We start from the raw sequence: 18,326 nt of genomic DNA, 5'->3' as shown, positions 1-18,326 counted from the left end.
AGCTTATACTAACAGTGTTAGTAAGCACCAGCAGAATAGGTTAATTCGTAGCTATGGCTGTAGATTTCTAGGATATTGCCAAATGGGTCTTCCATGTAAATCATGCGGTAAGGCTTTTCGCCTGGGTAATAGTAGCGTGGCTTTTCCATGCGCTTTTTACCACCTGCGGCAACGATGGCCTCTGCCAGTTCTTCAAGATTTGGGTCTTGAACACAAAAATGGAACACACCAGTTTTCCAGTATTCGAAGTTATCCGCAGGATCTTGCTGGTTAGCAAACTCAAACACTTCAACACCTACTCTGTCACCGGTAGACATATGAGCAATCTTAAATTTCTTCCAGTTTGCACCGAACACGTCTGTGCACATTTCCCCGATTGGGCTGTCATCCTCGACAATTTCTGTGGGTTTCATGATCAAATACCAACCAAGTACCTTGGTATAAAACTCGACTGCTTTTTCCACATCAGGAACCGAAATACCGATGTGAGAAAACGTGCGTGGATATGGGGTTGTCATAATGCTACTCCTGCATATAGTGATTTAATTCAACTGCGCAGTACACATTTTTCAGTAGCGCCGCGTTTTGATTGATGGCTTATCCATCAGGTGACGTTACTGTACTCCCCATGATAAAGTATGAAAAATTATTATTTAAAATCAAAATAAGTACATTTTGTAATGATTAATCCTATTTGGCTAAAAACATTTTGCACCCTTGTTGATATCGGCCACTTTACAAAAACGGCTGATGTATTGTTTATGACCCAGTCCGGGGTCAGTCAACAAGTTAAAAAGCTTGAGGAACAATTGGCCACGCCATTGCTTATTCGAGATGGAAAGTCATTCACGTTGACCGATGCAGGGATCCGCTTGCATCAAGAAGGCCGCACGTTACTTCAGGCTAGCGAATTATTAGAGCAAAACGTCAAACAAGATGAACCATTTGTTGGTCAAGTACGCATCGCTACCCCTGGCAGTGTGGGGCTAGCGCTTTATCCTTTTCTGTTAGATTTACAAAAAAGACATCCAGCTCTGCGTATTAGCCATACTTTTTCACCGAATAAGAGCATTGAACGTGACATTGGGCTGCGACAGTTTGATTTGGGCCTAATGACATACCCAAGCACGTCTGCTGACGTTATCACCGAAGCGGTAGCACAAGAAGCGCTGGTTTTAGTCACGCCAAATACAATAGAAAGCCTAACCTGGCAGACCTTGCAAAACTTAGGTTACATAGGTCATCCTGATGGTCATCAGCACTGCCAAGCGCTTTTACAACCTAATTTCAGTCAGTTTGAGCATCCGTCTCAATTTACCGAAAAAGGCTTTTCAAACCAGATAAGTCTGATCCTCGAGCCCGTCAGCCGGGGCTTAGGCTTTAGCGTTTTACCTCTTCATGCGGCCAGAGCATTTTATGCACAAGAACGTATCCGCATTCATCGCCTTTCTTCGCCCGTAAACGAGACTCTTTATCTATGCCGTCACTCTCATGTTGTACAAAGCCAACGGGCGCGTTATGTCGCTGAGCAAATAAAAACCTTGCTTAGTCAAAGCAACAAATAACACCTGATATAAAGTAAAAAACATAATCGCCACACTCCTCAGCTAGCGGCATCATCAAAAAATGATAAACAGATAGCAGGAAAGCATATGTCAACAACTGACGTGTTAACCCCCCACCAGTTACTGCGTAACATTTTAGCGAGCAAACGTTCTCTTTTAGCATTTGTATTAGTATTTGCGGCTGTCATAAGTTATGCAAACTCAGCTGTGGGCCATGACTCATTAGCCCTGAGCCCTGATGAATCAGCTTTGCCCCAAAAAGAAGCGAACCCGAGACAAGTAAATAATTTGAAAACGCATTTTAACAAGCAGTTTTTGGTGGGCAGCGCTATCAACGCACAGCAAGCAAAACAAACTCAAACAGACACTGACGCACTCATCATTGCGCAATTTAATTCCATCACCCCAGAAAATGAAATGAAGTGGGAGCGCATTCATCCTAAACCAGAAGTATACGATTTTACGTTGGGGGACGAGTATGTAGATTATGGTCAGGCTAACAACATGTTCACCATTGGGCATACACTCGTATGGCATAGCCAAACACCTGATTGGGTATTTGAAGATGCGCAAGGCAAGCCATTATCAAGAGAGGCGCTGCTCGCTCGCATGAAAGAGCATATTCATACAGTTGTTGGTCGCTATAAGGGCAAAATTAAAGGTTGGGATATCGTTAATGAAGCACTTAATGAAGACGGTAGCCTACGAGATTCCAAGTGGCGGGAAATTATTGGCGATGACTATATTGAGAAAGCCTTTACCTATGCTCACGCCGCAGATCCTAAAGCTGAGTTATATTACAATGATTACAATATGTACAAACCCGAAAAAAGCGCTGGGGCGGCGCGTCTAATTAAATCATTGCAAAGTAAAGGTATCCCTGTTCATGGCGTTGGGTTGCAAGGGCATTATTCATTAACTCACCCAGATTTACGTGAATTAGACGAAGCATTAAACTTATTCGCAAGTTTAGGTATTAAATCGATGATCACTGAATTAGATGTTTCAGTATTGCCCTTTCCCAATGAAGCGGAACAAGGAGCTGATATAAACCAAGACTTGGCACTGCAAAAAACATTAAACCCATACCCTGACGGGTTGCCTGAGGATAAACAAGTTGCATTAAGTAAGCGCTATAAAGATATATTTACAGTACTGATATCGCATCAAGCTTCGTTGTCCCGCGTCACCTTTTGGGGGGTAAATGATGCCAATAGTTGGCGTAATAATTGGCCAATGCAAGGAAGAACGGATTATCCGCTACTGTTTGATAGAGAGAATAAACCTAAGCTTGCCTATCAAGTCCTGATGGATCTTTAGGAAAAAAGCCCCGCGTAGTAGATACCGCGGGGCGGTTAACCTCGATTAAGCGTCAATCGTTAAGCTATTATTTTGAATTAAATTTTTCAATAACTCCTGATCGGCTAATGACACGTTTAGCACATCTGTTACAGGCTCTGAAGTACTTCCCGTTTCGCCACTTTTCATCACACTTACTACTTGCGTATCTTCTGGGCTGGTAAATAGCTCATCTGCAGGGTCTGATATTAGATCGGCTATATCTAATGTTACTTCTGCAGTGTCCATATGCTCCGTGACTAATAGGCTATCTGAAAGAGTTTCTTCAGCAGCCAAAGAAAGATCGATTTTTTGCTCACTATCAAGCGCAAAATTTAACAACTCTTCCTCTTCACTGACATCAACCGCTGCTTTTGCTGACGGCGTACTAGGGGCATCTAAAATATTCCCCAACGCATCGTAGCTATTTAACACGGTCATGGTATTTCCTGAGACATCCGTCACGCTGGCTTCAATATCAATCAAAGTGGGTAAACCAACCCCTAAATGAATACCAAAGCCACCACCTTCCTGCACAACAGCTTGAGTTTCAATCGTCACTAAATTGAGTGCCGAAATGCTCACTGACACTATTGTACCTGCCGGCTCTGAAGTCGAGCCGGTCAATAGTGGGCCCAATGTCAACACGTTTAGTAAGTTAAGATCGTCCAGGGTTAAGGTTGGTGCTGTCACATCAATCAACCCAGGAGAGGTAGCTGAACCTTGGTTACCGGCCGAATCAGTAACCGTTACAGCAATACCCACATTTCCTTCAATTACCTGTGCTAGGGCTAATGGCACAGCAATCGAAATTAGCCCGCCATCTAGCACGGTTGACGTCAATACATGATCGGTGCCTCCACTATCCGTTAGCGTTAGAGAAACTAACGATCCTACTGGCTCATTACAAGTCCCAGTGATCACAGGTAACCCTAAGTTCACATCAATTTCACCGAGTTTATCTAGGGTGACAATCGGAGCGGTTAAATCAATCGGCACGGTGGCATTGACGATAGTTTCGTTGCCAGCGATATCACTAATGCTAATGACTGCAGACGCATCCCCTTCTGCCACGGTAACAGGTACCGCAACGGTGAATAAACCACCGGCGCCTATGGTGGCGGTCAAGACATGCTCATCACCTAAAAAGTCGGTTAAGGTCACGCGCACTTCTGTGCCTTGGGGCTCATTACAGGTCCCTGTAATCACAGGTAACCCTAAGTTCACATCTATTTCACCGAGTTTATCTAGGGTGACAACTGGCGCAGTTAAATCAATCGGCACAGTGGCATTGACGATAGTTTCGTTGCCAGCGATATCACTAATGCTAATGACTGCAGACGCATCCCCTTCTGCCACGGTAACCGGCACCGCAACGGTGAATAAACCGCCGACACCTATGGTGGCGGTCAAGACATGCTCATCACCCAAAAAGTCGGTTAACGTCACGCGCACTTCTGTGCCTTGGGGCTCATTACAAGTCCCCGTAATCACAGGTAACCCTAAGTTCACATCAATTTCACCGAGTTTATCTAGGGTGACAATCGGAGCGGTTAAATCAATCGGCACAGTGGCATTGACGATAGTTTCATTGCCAGCGATATCACTAATGCTAATGACTGCAGACGCGTCCCCTTCTGCCACGGTAACCGGCACCGCGACGGTGAATAAACCACCGACACCTATGGTGGCGGTCAAGACATGCTCATCACCTAAAAAGTCGGTTAAGGTCACGCGCACTTCTGTACCTTGGGGCTCATTACAGGTCCCCGTAATCACAGGTAACCCTAGGTTCACATCTATTTCACCGAGTTTATCTAGGGTGACAATCGGCGCGGTTAAATCAATCGGCACGGTGGCATTGACGATAGTTTCATTGCCGGCGATATCACTAATGCTAATGACTGCAGACGCATCCCCTTCTGCCACAGTAACCGGTACCGCAACGGTGAATAAACCGCCGACACCTATGGTGGCGGTCAAGACATGCTCATCACCTAAAAAGTCGGTTAAGGTCACGCGCACTTCTGTGCCTTGGGGCTCATTACAGGTCCCCGTGATCACTGGTAACCCTAAGTTCACATCAATTTCACCGAGTTTATCTAGGGTGACAATTGGCGCGGTTAAATCAATCGGCACGGTGGCATTGACGATAGTTTCATTGCCGGCGATATCACTAATGCTAATGACTGCAGACGCATCCCCTTCTGCCACAGTAACCGGTACCGCAACGGTGAATAAACCGCCGACACCTATGGTGGCGGTCAAGACATGCTCATCACCTAAAAAGTCGGTTAAGGTCACGCGCACTTCTGTGCCTTGGGGCTCATTACAGGTCCCCGTGATCACTGGTAACCCTAAGTTCACATCAATTTCACCGAGTTTATCTAGGGTGACAACTGGGGCGGTTAAATCAATCGGCACAGTGGCATTGACGATAGTTTCATTGCCGGCGATATCACTAATGCTAATGACTGCAGACGCATCCCCTTCTGCCACAGTAACCGGTACCGCAACGGTGAATAAACCACCGACGCCTATGGTGGCGGTCAAGACATGCTCATCACCCAAAAAGTCGGTTAAGGTCACGCGCACTTCTGTGCCTTGGGGCTCATTACAGGTCCCCGTGATCACAGGTAACCCTAAATTCACATCAATTTCACCGAGTTTATCTAGGGTGACAACTGGGGCGGTTAAATCAATCGGCACAGTGGCATTGACGATAGTTTCGTTGCCAGCGATATCACTAATGCTAATGACTGCAGACGCATCCCCTTCTGCCACAGTAACCGGTACCGCAACGGTGAATAAACCACCGACACCTATGGTGGCGGTCAAGACATGCTCATCACCTAAAAAGTCGGTTAAGGTCACGCGCACTTCTGTACCTTGGGGCTCATTACAGGTCCCCGTAATCACAGGTAACCCTAGGTTCACATCTATTTCACCGAGTTTATCTAGGGTGACAATCGGAGCGGTTAAATCAATCGGCACAGTGGCATTGACGATAGTTTCATTGCCGGCAAGGTCGGTAACACTTATTTCCGCGCTTGCGTCTCCTTCTGCAACAGTGGCAGGGATGAGTACAGTAAATAACCCGCCGACACCAACAGTTGTCGTTAAGTTGAACTCATTCGATTGAGAATCAGTGAGAGTAACACTAATAACTGTGCCTACCGGCTCAGAGCATGTACCCGTAATTGACGGTAAATCAGCACTTACGTTAATGTCTCCTAATTTGTCTAACGTAATGACTGGCTCAGTAAGATCAATTGGGACGGTGGCATTCAGAACAGTTTCATTGCCCGCTAAATCAGTTACGCTTATGACTGCTGATGCATCTCCATCTGCCGCCGTCGCAGGAATAATAACGGTAAATAAGCCATTCGCATCAACTTCTGCGGACAGCGTAAACTCAACATTATTTGAATCTGTCACTATGACTGAAATAACCGTGCCTTGTGGCTCCGAGCAACTTCCTGAGATAATAGGAAAGCCGGACTCAACGTCGCCAACAACCGTCAATGCGATAATTGGCTCTGCTGTGTCCACACTGCCTGTATCACTCGCATTTGCTGGGTTACCCGCTGCATCTGTAATGGTGGCACTAACGCTGTAATTCCCTTCGGCCAAGTCATTGGGCACATCGACACTGTATGAGCCATTGGCTTGTACTGTGGCGCTTAGGGTTTGCTCTACACCATTGGCATCAGTGACCAATATCGACACCGTGGCATTCTCAGGCTCGTTGGTGGTTCCCGTAATCGTTGGCGTGGCATCATTGCTGTTATCCGGTGCATCTACCGTTAACGTCGGTGCCTGGGTATCCACACGGCCTGTGTCATTCGCACTTGCTGGGTTACCCGCTGCATCAGCAACCGTGGCGGCAACCGTATAGCTGCCTTCTTCCAATGCGCTGGGCACATCTACATGGTAACTGCCATCTGGCTGCACTGTGGCGGTGAGGGTTTGTACCGCTGAATCACTGCCCGTCACCGTTATCGTCACCGTTGCACCCACTGGCGCATTTGTATTACCAGTGATAGTTGGCGTCGCATCGTTGCTGTTATCCGGTGCTTCCACCGTTAACGTCGGTGCGATGGTATCCACACTGCCAGTGTCGGTTTCTGTGGTGCTGTTACCCGCCGTATCGGTAATGGTGGCGCTGACGGTGTAATTCCCCTCGGCTAAGTCATTAGGCACATCGACGCTGTATGAGCCATTGGCTTGCACTGTGGCACTCAGGGTTTGCTCTACACCATTGGCATCAGTGACCAATATCGACACCGTGGCATTCTCAGGTTCGTTAGTGGTTCCCGTAATCGTTGGCGTGGCATCATTGCTGTTATCCGGTGCATCCACCGTTAACGTCGGCGCTTGGGTATCCACACTGCCTGTATCACTCGCATTTGCTGGGTTACCCGCTGCATCTGTAATGGTGGCACTAACGCTGTAATTCCCTTCGGCCAAGTCATTGGGCACATCGACACTGTATGAGCCATTGGCTTGTACTGTGGCGCTCAGGGTTTGCTCTACACCATTGGCATCAGTGACCAATATCGACACCGTGGCATTCTCAGGCTCGTTGGTGGTTCCCGTAATCGTTGGCGTGGCATCATTGCTGTTATCCGGTGCATCTACCGTTAACGTCGGCGCCTGGGTATCCACACTGCCTGTGTCATTCGCGCTCGCTGGGTTACCCGCTGCATCAGCAACCGTGGCGGCAACCGTATAGCTGCCTTCTTCCAATGCGCTGGGCACATCTACGTGGTAACTGCCATCTGGCTGCACTGTGGCGGTGAGGGTTTGTACCGCTGAATCACTGCCCGTCACCGTTATCGTCACCGTTGCACCCACTGGCGCATTTGTATTACCAGTGATAGTTGGCGTCGCATCGTTGCTGTTATCCGGTGCTTCCACCGTTAACGTCGGTGCGATGGTATCCACACTGCCAGTGTCGGTTTCTGTGGTGCTGTTACCCGCCGTATCGGTAATGGTGGCGCTGACGGTGTAATTCCCCTCGGCTAAGTCATTAGGCACATCGACGCTGTATGAGCCATTCGCTTGCACTGTGGCACTTAGGGTTTGCTCCACACCATTGGCATCAGTGACCAATATCGACACCGTGGCGTTTTCTGGCTCGTTGGTGGTTCCGCTAATCGTTGGCGTGGCATCATTGCTGTTATCCGGTGCATCTACCGTTAACGTCGGCGCTTGGGTATCCACGCTGCCTGTGTCACTCGCATTTGCTGGGTTACCCGCTGCATCTGTGATGGTGGCCTGCACTGTGTAATTCCCTTCGGCCAAGTCATTGGGCACATCGACGCTGTATGAGCCATTCGCTTGTACTGTGGCGCTCAGGGTTTGCTCCACACCATTGGCATCAGTGACCAATATCGACACCGTGGCGTTTTCTGGCTCGTTGGTGGTTCCCGTAATCGTTGGCGTGGCATCATTGCTGTTATCCGGTGCATCTACCGTTAACGTCGGCGCCTGGGTATCCACACGGCCTGTGTCATTCGCACTTGCTGGGTTACCCGCTGCATCAGCAACCGTGGCGGCAACCGTATAGCTGCCTTCTTCCAATGCGCTGGGCACATCTACATGGTAACTGCCATCTGGCTGCACTGTGGCGGTGAGGGTTTGTACCGCTGAATCACTGCCCGTCACCGTTATCGTCACCGTTGCACCCACTGGCGCATTTGTATTACCAGTGATAGTTGGCGTCGCATCGTTGCTGTTATCCGGTGCTTCCACCGTTAACGTCGGTGCGATGGTATCCACACTGCCAGTGTCGGTTTCTGTGGTGCTGTTACCCGCCGTATCGGTAATGGTGGCGCTGACGGTGTAATTCCCCTCGGCTAAGTCATTAGGCACATCGACGCTGTATGAGCCATTGGCTTGCACTGTGGCACTCAGGGTTTGCTCTACACCATTGGCATCAGTGACCAATATCGACACCGTGGCATTCTCAGGTTCGTTAGTGGTTCCCGTAATCGTTGGCGTGGCATCATTGCTGTTATCCGGTGCATCCACCGTTAACGTCGGCGCTTGGGTATCCACACTGCCTGTATCACTCGCATTTGCTGGGTTACCCGCTGCATCTGTAATGGTGGCACTAACGCTGTAATTCCCTTCGGCCAAGTCATTGGGCACATCGACACTGTATGAGCCATTGGCTTGTACTGTGGCGCTCAGGGTTTGCTCTACACCATTGGCATCAGTGACCAATATCGACACCGTGGCATTCTCAGGCTCGTTGGTGGTTCCCGTAATCGTTGGCGTGGCATCATTGCTGTTATCCGGTGCATCTACCGTTAACGTCGGCGCCTGGGTATCAATATTTCCACTATCGTTTTCTGTGGTGCTGTTACCCGCTGCATCAGTCACGGTTGCGACAACAGTGTACGCCCCTTGTGCTAATTCGATTGGAACTTCAATAGAATAACTGCCATTTTCTTGCACCGTGGCAGTGAGATTTTGTGTATCTCCTTGATTATCGGTCACAGTAATAGTAACTGATGCACCAGGAGCGATATTGGTTGAGCCACTTATCAATGGAGTGGTGTCATCAGCCTCAACAGGTAAAACCAAAGATAAACTAGGTGCAATCGTATCAATAATTCCAGACTCAGTTGCACTGGCTACATTGCCAACGCCATCATCGATCGTCGCCGTAACCGAATAATTTCCTTCGGCTAGTGCTCCTGGCACCTCTAATGAAAAACTGCCATCTGGCTGCACAATAGCAGAAAGATTTTGAGTTGCTCCTTGGCTATCAGTCACAATAATATTGACAGTTGAACCGTCTAAAGAAGCATCAGTAGTACCACTTAAAGTGGGGGTGTCATCATTGGTGATCGCCGGTGCAGTCAACGTCAAATTCGGCACAGTCGAGTCAATAGAGCCATTGTCTGTCGATGTAGTAGAATTATTTGCTGCATCCGTAACTGTCGCGCTAACTGAAAAGTTACCTTCAGCAATAACATTAGGTACTTCTGCTGAAAAGTGCCCATCAGTCTGTACCGTTGCAGTAAATGTTTGTGAATCATTATTACTGTCAGTCAAGGTAATACTAACGGTAGAACCAGGTGTCACATCTGTGCTACCTGTAATCGTAGGGGTTGTATCATTAGTGTTATCTGGCGCGTTTATCACCAATGATGGCGGAACTGTATCGACACTTCCTGCTTCAGAAACACTCGTTTCATTACCCGCATTATCAGAAATGGTAGCAGTGACATTGTACGTACCTTCGGCCAAGTCGTTAGGCACATCAACGCTGTATGAGCCATTCGCTTGTACTGTGGCACTTAGGGTTTGCTCTACACCATTGGCATCAGTGACCAATATTGACACCGTGGCATTCTCAGGCTCGTTGGTGGTTCCCGTAATCGTTGGCGTGGCATCATTGCTGTTATCCGGTGCATCTACCGTTAACGTCGGCGCCTGGGTATCCACACTGCCTGTGTCATTCGCGCTCGCTGGGTTACCCGCTGCATCAGCAACCGTGGCGGCAACCGTATAGCTGCCTTCTTCCAATGCGCTGGGCACATCTACATGGTAACTGCCATCTGGCTGCACTGTGGCGGTGAGGGTTTGTACCGCTGAATCACTGCCCGTCACCGTTATCGTCACCGTTGCCCCCACTGGCGCATTTGTATTACCAGTGATAGTCGGCGTCGCATCACTGCTGTTATCCGGTGCTTCCACCGTTAACGTGGGTGCGATGGTGTCCACACTGCCACTGTCGGTTTCTGTGGTGCTGTTACCCGCCGTATCGGTAATGGTGGCGCTGACGGTGTAATTCCCTTCAGCCAAGTCATTAGGCACATCGACACTGTATGAGCCATTCGCTTGCACTGTGGCACTTAGGGTTTGCTCAATTCCGTTAGCATCAGTGACCAATATTGACACTGTGGCATTCTCAGGCTCGTTGGTGGTTCCGCTAATCGTTGGCGTGGCATCATTGCTGTTATCCGGTGCATCTACCGTTAACGTCGGCGCTTGGGTATCGACACTGCCTGTATCACTCGCGCTCGCGGGGTTACCCGCTGCATCTGTGATGGTGGCACTAACGCTGTAATTCCCTTCGGCCAAGTCATTGGGCACATCGACGCTGTATGAGCCATTGGCTTGTACTGTGGCGCTCAGGGTTTGCTCTACACCATTGGCATCAGTGACCAATATCGACACCGTGGCATTCTCAGGCTCGTTGGTGGTTCCCGTAATCGTTGGCGTGGCATCATTGCTGTTATCCGGTGCATCTACCGTTAACGTCGGCGCCTGGGTATCCACACTGCCTGTGTCATTCGCGCTCGCTGGGTTACCCGCTGCATCAGCAACCGTGGCGGCAACCGTATAGCTGCCTTCTTCCAATGCGCTGGGCACATCTACGTGGTAACTGCCATCTGGCTGCACTGTGGCGGTGAGGGTTTGTACCGCTGAATCACTGCCCGTCACCGTTATCGTCACCGTTGCACCCACTGGCGCATTTGTATTACCAGTGATAGTTGGCGTCGCATCGTTGCTGTTATCCGGTGCTTCCACCGTTAACGTCGGTGCGATGGTATCCACACTGCCAGTGTCGGTTTCTGTGGTGCTGTTACCCGCCGTATCGGTAATGGTGGCGCTGACGGTGTAATTCCCCTCGGCTAAGTCATTAGGCACATCGACGCTGTATGAGCCATTGGCTTGCACTGTGGCACTCAGGGTTTGCTCTACACCATTGGCATCAGTGACCAATATCGACACCGTGGCATTCTCAGGTTCGTTAGTGGTTCCCGTAATCGTTGGCGTGGCATCATTGCTGTTATCCGGTGCATCCACCGTTAACGTCGGCGCTTGGGTATCCACACTGCCTGTATCACTCGCATTTGCTGGGTTACCCGCTGCATCTGTAATGGTGGCACTAACGCTGTAATTCCCTTCGGCCAAGTCATTGGGCACATCGACACTGTATGAGCCATTGGCTTGTACTGTGGCGCTCAGGGTTTGCTCTACACCATTGGCATCAGTGACCAATATCGACACCGTGGCATTCTCAGGCTCGTTGGTGGTTCCCGTAATCGTTGGCGTGGCATCATTGCTGTTATCCGGTGCATCTACCGTTAACGTCGGCGCCTGGGTATCCACACTGCCTGTGTCATTCGCGCTCGCTGGGTTACCCGCTGCATCAGCAACCGTGGCGGCAACCGTATAGCTGCCTTCTTCCAATGCGCTGGGCACATCTACGTGGTAACTGCCATCTGGCTGCACTGTGGCGGTGAGGGTTTGTACCGCTGAATCACTGCCCGTCACCGTTATCGTCACCGTTGCACCCACTGGCGCATTTGTATTACCAGTGATAGTCGGCGTCGCATCATTGCTGTTATCCGGTGCTTCCACCGTTAACGTCGGGGCGATGGTGTCCACACTGCCAGTGTCTGAAATGCTTGTTTGATTACCTGCTTGGTCACTCACCGTCACTTGTGCGCTGAATGTACCTTCACTTAACGCAGCTGGTACCTCTATAGCAAATGAGCCATTGTTTAAGACCTGTGTATCTAAAACCTGAGTACTACCATTACTGTCTGTCACAATTATCTGAATAGAGGAGCCTTCTGGGGCATTTGTTGTCCCTGAAATTATAGGTGTGGCATCACTACTATTGTCTGGTGCATCTACACTCAAGTTAGGGTAGAGCGTGTCTACATTGCCAGTGTCGGTTTCTGTGGTGCTGTTACCCGCCGTATCTGTAATGGTGGCGCTGACAGTGTAATTCCCTTCGGCTAAGTCGTTGGGCACATCGACGCTGTATGAGCCATTCGCTTGCACTGTGGCACTTAGGGTTTGCTCCACACCATTGGCATCAGTGACCAATATCGACACCGTGGCGTTTTCTGGCTCGTTGGTGGTTCCGCTAATCGTTGGCGTGGCATCATTGCTGTTATCCGGTGCATCTACCGTTAACGTCGGCGCTTGGGTATCCACGCTGCCTGTGTCACTCGCATTTGCTGGGTTACCCGCTGCACCTGTGATGGTGGCCTGCACTGTGTAATTCCCTTCGGCCAAGTCATTGGGCACATCGACGCTGTATGAGCCATTCGCTTGTACTGTGGCGCTCAGGGTTTGCTCCACACCATTGGCATCAGTGACCAATATCGACACCGTGGCGTTTTCTGGCTCGTTGGTGGTTCCCGTAATCGTTGGCGTGGCATCATTGCTGTTATCCGGTGCATCCACCGTTAACGTCGGGGCTTGGGTATCCACACTGCCGGCGTCAGTTACATTTGCCTCATTTCCTGCAGCGTCTGTCACCGATGCCGCGACGTTATAATTCCCCTCAGCCAAATCATTAGGCACATCCACACTGTAAGTGCCATTGGTTTGTACTGTCGCATTGATTGTTTGAACCGCATTGTCGCTACCCGTAATAGTAAGTGTAACGACTGAGTTAACTTCAGCGTCCGTTGTCCCCGTGATCGTAGGCGTGGCATCACTACTGTTATCCGGCGCATTAACCGTTAATGTCGGGGCCGTCGTGTCAATATTTCCACTGCCAGAAGACTGAGCTTGATTACCTAACCCATCATCAACCGTTACGGTAACATCATAGTCCCCATCAACTAAGGTAACGGGAACTTCAAGACTAAAGCTACCATCATTTTGGACACTCGTATTGAGTATCTGAATATTGCCATCACTGTCGGTCACGCTTATGTTTACCGACGATCCGAATGGCGCGTCAGTTGTTCCGCTGATCAGCGGCGTATTGTCATTGCCATTTGGTAACTCGTCTAACGCTAAACTTGGTAATGCACTGTTAACTTCACCGCTCGCTGTCGCACTCGTTACATTCCCAGCATCATCTTCCACGGTTGCAGTGACTATATAAGCGCCATCAGGTATTGGTGTTACAGCTTCTGAACTAAAGGTTCCGTCCGATTGAACAACAGCAGTAAACACCTGAGAGCCACCGTCGCTGTCAGTAATGGTTAAACTAACCAATGAACCAGGCGCGTTATCTGAAGTACCTGTGATAACAGGGGTGTTGTCATTCGAAATATCTGGTGTATCTATGGATATCGTAGGTGCTTGGGTATCTACACTGCCGGTGTCAGTTGCAGTTGCCTCATTCCCAGCTACATCTGTTATCGTTGCTGTAACAGTGTAATTACCTTCCGCTATATCACTCGGCACATCGGCACTATAGGTTCCGTTAGCTTGAACACTTGCGCTTACTGTTTGTACCCTATTATCACTGCCGGTTATCGTTAGGCTGACCACAGAGTTGGCCGGTGCGTCCGTGGTACCAGTAATTGTCGGCGTAGCATCATTACTGTTATCTGGTGCATCTACTGTAATTGTTGGCGCTGTGGTATCCACATTGCCCGTTGATGTTGTGGTACTTGTATTGCCCGCTTCATCAGTCACTTGGGTTACTAGAGTGAATTCACCTTCTGCTAGGGCATTGGCTGGACTACCTGAATAGGTGCCGTCTTCTTGCACGACAGCATTGATTGTCTGGCTATCACCATTAGCATCTGTCACCGTAATCGTTACCTGACTACCTGGCTCAGCATCCGTATTCCCCGTAAAGGTCGGCGTGTTAGTGCTTGGCTCGGATGTGTCTGTCACAGTAGGCGCTGTGGTATCCACACTGCCCGTTGATGTTGTGGTACTCGTATTGCCCGCTTCATCAGTCACTTGGGTTACTAGAGTGAATTCACCTTCTGCTAGGGCATTGGCTGGACTACCTGAATAGGTGCCGTCTTCTTGCACGACAGCATTGATTGTCTGGCTATCACCATTAGCATCCGTCACCGTAATCGTTACCTGACTACCTGGCTCAGCATCCGTATTCCCCGTAAAGGTCGGCGTGTTTGTGTTAGTGCTTGGCTCGGATGTGTCTGTCACAGTAGGCGCTGTGGTATCCACACTGCCCGTTGATGTTGTGGTACTCGTATTGCCCGCTTCATCAGTCACTTGGGTTACTAGAGTGAATTCACCTTCTGCTAGGGCATTGGCTGGACTACCTGAATAGGTGCCGTCTTCTTGCACGACAGCATTGATTGTCTGGCTACCACCATTAGCATCTGTCACCGAAATCGTTACCTGACTACCTGGCTCAGCATCCGTATTCCCCGTAAAGGTCGGCGTGTTGGTGTTAGTACTTGGCTCGGATGTGTCTGTCACAGTAGGCGCTGTGGTATCCACACTGCCCGTTGATGTTGTGGTACTCGTATTGCCTGCTTCATCAGTCACTTGGGTTACTAGAGTGAATTCACCTTCTGCTAGGGCATTGGCTGGACTACCTGAATAGGTGCCGTCTTCTTGCACGACAGCATTGATTGTCTGGCTATCACCATTAGCATCTGTCACCGTAATCGTTACCTGACTACCTGGCTCAGCATCCGTATTCCCCGTAAAGGTCGGCGTATTTGTGTTGGAGCTTGGCTCGGATGTGTCTGTCACAGTAGGCGCTGTGGTATCTACATTGCCCGTTGATGTTGTGGAACTCGTATTGCCCGCTTCATCAGTGACTTGGGTTACTAGAGTGAACTCGCCCTCTGCTAATGCTGTGTCAGGGGTACCACTGAAACTGCCGTCGTCTTGCACGACGGTATTGATGATTTGAGTGTCACCATCGGCGTCGGTGACCGAAATAGTAACCTCACTGCCCGGCTCGGCATTGGAATTCCCTGTAAAAGTGGGAGTATCAGTATTATTGTTTGTTGTCGTGGTATCAGTCACCGTAGGTGCTGCGGTATTCACATTGCCTGTAGTGGTTTGAGTTGTGGTATTGCCCGCTGCATCAGACACTTGTGTTACCACAGTGAACTCACCGTCAGCTAATGCTGCGTCAGGGGTAGCACTAAAATTACCGTCATTTTGCACCGCGGTAGTGATAACTTGAGTATCCCCGTTGCTATCCGTTACGGTAAAGGTGACATCTGTGCCAGGCTGAGCATCCGTATCACCTGAAAAAACTGGGGTATCCGTTTGTTGTTCAATTGTTAAATTATCAATAACTGGAGCAGTAAGGTCGACAGAAGAATCAACGGAAACCGTTGTGGTATTGCCCTGATTATCGGTAGTACTTGCATCCACTGTAAACGGGCCTTCTGGTAATGCATTACCCACGTTAATCGTAAATGTTCCATCATCTGCTACCACACTTGTTATACTTTGAGAGTTACCATTTTGATCTGTGATTACAACGTTTATTACGCTGCCTGCTGGCGCAGATGTTGTACCATTAATTGTAGGAGTAACATTGTTAATCTCTGCTGGTAAGTCCAACTCAATGTCAAAGTCCGCTGCTGATACTTCTTGAGTTTCTAATTGCACGCTTTCGTTATCAGCTTGGTCATATTCAAACTCAACGGGGTCTACTTCTTCTGACACGCGATCGACACGCACAAAAGATGAACCGTCACCTCCTTCACCTCCTGATTCAGCACCTGCGGCTGTGGCATCTAAAGAATCAAGCAAATCGCCATCACCATCAAGAGCGGCTAGAAAATCTTCATCAATCTCTATTTCTGCTTCATCAGTCGCTTGAATGTCTTGTTGAGGTGCAAGATCAGCTCCGATAAATACATCTACGCTATTATCAAGAAAGATATTTTGGTCGCCTGCGGTTAAAACAACTTGGCCTCCTTCAATAGACAATATGGTGTCGCCAACTCTGACAATTTCGCCTTGAGAGACAAAACGAATATCACCATCTTCATTGATTACCGTAATTGAATCATCACCATCAATACGTTCTACGATATATTCAAAATCAGCCATAACAACCTCTAGCTTCGTCAACAAAAATTGAATTTTAATAAGTATGATAGTTCAGTCTATAAGACCTAAGTTTAATTATTTAATTAGCTAAAAATTAATAAATTATAAAAACTTGAAAAAATACATTTAACGTCTACCGTTAGAAAATATGAAAACAAATCAGTGAATTAACAGGAGGTTAAATTAATTTATTTTTTCGTTCAAAAACTCCGAAAGTTTAGTCCCATTTCTCTATATGAGTATTAATTATGAAGTTTTCTCGTCTCGTCATTTCCATAAGTTTTCTATTATCTTCAACAGCTTACGCACAAGAAAAAGACAGTATTTCAAGTGCTATACTCGATGCAATTGAGACCAACCCAGAGGTGCAGGCCACATGGCACACGTTTTATGCAGCAAAACATAGCCTTAGAATTGCAAAAGCGGGTAACAAACCTACCGTAGATTTGGTCGCTAACACTCAATATCAGGACCGTAATTACGGTAGTGACACAGAGTTTTCCAGCAACGATATTGAAATGGTGCTAACTCAGTCACTGTATAACGGCTCTCGAGTAAAACATGAAGTGAATCGCTTTAGACAAGTGCAAATGGTTAGGTATTTTGAATTCGCCACTAGTGTTGAGAATGCGGCCAGAGAAACCGCTCTTGCATACCTAGACGTACAGCAATATCAAGCCTTGGTGAAGCTCGCGCAAGAAAACCTTAACACCCATGAAAAAGTATTCTCACAAATTGAAGAAGGTGTCAGTGCTGGGGTCACCAGAGCTGCTGATTTAGAGCAAATAAATGGCCGTTTAGCGTTATCAGAATCCAACGTCATAACGGACGTTAATAACTTGTATGATGTCAGTGCTAGGTTTCTGCGTGTTGTAGGTCGTTCCCCCGCTGACCAACTTCAAGATATACCAGTACAAGGTATTGAATTACCTGATGATTTACAGAGTGTTTTGGAAAAAACCTACCGAACAAGCCCATCATTTTTTGCTAGCATGCACAACATTGAGGCAGAAAAATTAGGCGTGAAAACGCAAAAATCCAACTATAAACCTCAGGTCGATTTCATCGCCCGATATGGTAGTCAAAGTAGAGATCAATTTGGTTTAAATAACACCATAACAGAAGGCTCGGTGGGGCTGCAATTTCGCTATAATTTGTTTCGCGGTGGCCAAGATAAAGCGTCAATAAAACAAGCGCAAGAACAAGTCAATGTGGCAAAAGATCTCAGAGATAAAACCTGTCGTGACGTACGGCAAAATATCCAAATTGCATTTAACGAATACGTCACTTCGAATCGCCTTTTACCTGTGTTAAACCAACATAAGCTCTCTTCAAGCCGAGTAAAAACGGCATACAAAGATCAGTTTGATATCGGTCAGCGCACCCTACTCGATGTGCTAGATGCAGAGAATGAATACTTTGAATCTAGCCGCGCTTATATTGATGCCCAATTTAGACAAAAACAGGCCTTAATAAATGTATTAGCTGAAATAGGGATCTTGGTTAAAAGTTTAGGAATTTCAATAGCAAACCTACCTGACATTAATAACCTAGATAAAGCGAACATTAATTCAGATATTAAATATGCTTGTCCAAAAAATTAAACAGTAAATTTGCATTATTCCTATACTACTTAAATAACAA

At 48.0% G+C, this 18,326-nt stretch carries 5 protein-coding genes; 3 read left to right on the top strand and 2 right to left on the bottom strand.

The features are described 5' to 3' along the window. Nucleotides 1-17 precede the first annotated feature (17 nt). Nucleotides 18-518, bottom strand: coding sequence for a lactoylglutathione lyase family protein (locus FX988_RS20855; RefSeq protein WP_007991811.1), 501 nt, complete (start codon nt 516-518; stop codon nt 18-20). Nucleotides 519-680: 162 nt separating this feature from the next. Between FX988_RS20855 and FX988_RS20850 the strand changes: the two genes are divergently transcribed. Next, nucleotides 681-1,565: a LysR family transcriptional regulator gene (locus tag FX988_RS20850; protein WP_160181981.1), complete on the top strand. Its 885-nt coding sequence runs from the start codon at nt 681-683 to the stop codon at nt 1,563-1,565. Nucleotides 1,566-1,652: 87 nt separating this feature from the next. Continuing rightward, nucleotides 1,653-2,885 (top strand): endo-1,4-beta-xylanase, encoded by a 1,233-nt coding sequence (locus tag FX988_RS20845; protein WP_160181980.1) that lies wholly within the window; start codon nt 1,653-1,655, stop codon nt 2,883-2,885. Nucleotides 2,886-2,930: 45 nt separating this feature from the next. On the opposite strand, the gene FX988_RS20840 is transcribed toward FX988_RS20845, so the two are convergent. Beyond that, on the bottom strand, nt 2,931-16,682 hold the full coding sequence (locus FX988_RS20840) for an Ig-like domain-containing protein (RefSeq protein ID WP_160181979.1): 13,752 nt from the start codon (nt 16,680-16,682) through the stop codon (nt 2,931-2,933). Nucleotides 16,683-16,930: 248 nt separating this feature from the next. Here FX988_RS20840 and FX988_RS20835 point away from each other — a divergent pair, with 248 nt between their 5' ends. After that, on the top strand, nt 16,931-18,286 hold the full coding sequence (locus tag FX988_RS20835; protein WP_160181978.1) for a TolC family outer membrane protein: 1,356 nt from the start codon (nt 16,931-16,933) through the stop codon (nt 18,284-18,286). The last annotated feature ends 40 nt before the right edge of the window (nt 18,287-18,326 follow it).

Origin of the sequence: Paraglaciecola mesophila (assembly GCF_009906955.1) — a bacterium.
GTDB lineage: Bacteria > Pseudomonadota > Gammaproteobacteria > Enterobacterales > Alteromonadaceae > Paraglaciecola > Paraglaciecola mesophila_A.
Note: the sequence above shows the minus strand (reverse complement) of the source record. Positions and strands in the feature narration are given on the sequence as shown.

What these genes read in the sequence shown, in the direction of transcription:
- FX988_RS20855 (WP_007991811.1), bottom strand. Translation starts at nt 518, where the DNA reads ATGACAACCCCATATCCACGCACGTTTTCTCACATCGGTATTTCGGTT.
- FX988_RS20850 (WP_160181981.1), top strand. Translation starts at nt 681, where the DNA reads ATGATTAATCCTATTTGGCTAAAAACATTTTGCACCCTTGTTGATATC.
- FX988_RS20845 (WP_160181980.1), top strand. Translation starts at nt 1,653, where the DNA reads ATGTCAACAACTGACGTGTTAACCCCCCACCAGTTACTGCGTAACATT.
- FX988_RS20840 (WP_160181979.1), bottom strand. Translation starts at nt 16,682, where the DNA reads ATGGCTGATTTTGAATATATCGTAGAACGTATTGATGGTGATGATTCA.
- FX988_RS20835 (WP_160181978.1), top strand. Translation starts at nt 16,931, where the DNA reads ATGAAGTTTTCTCGTCTCGTCATTTCCATAAGTTTTCTATTATCTTCA.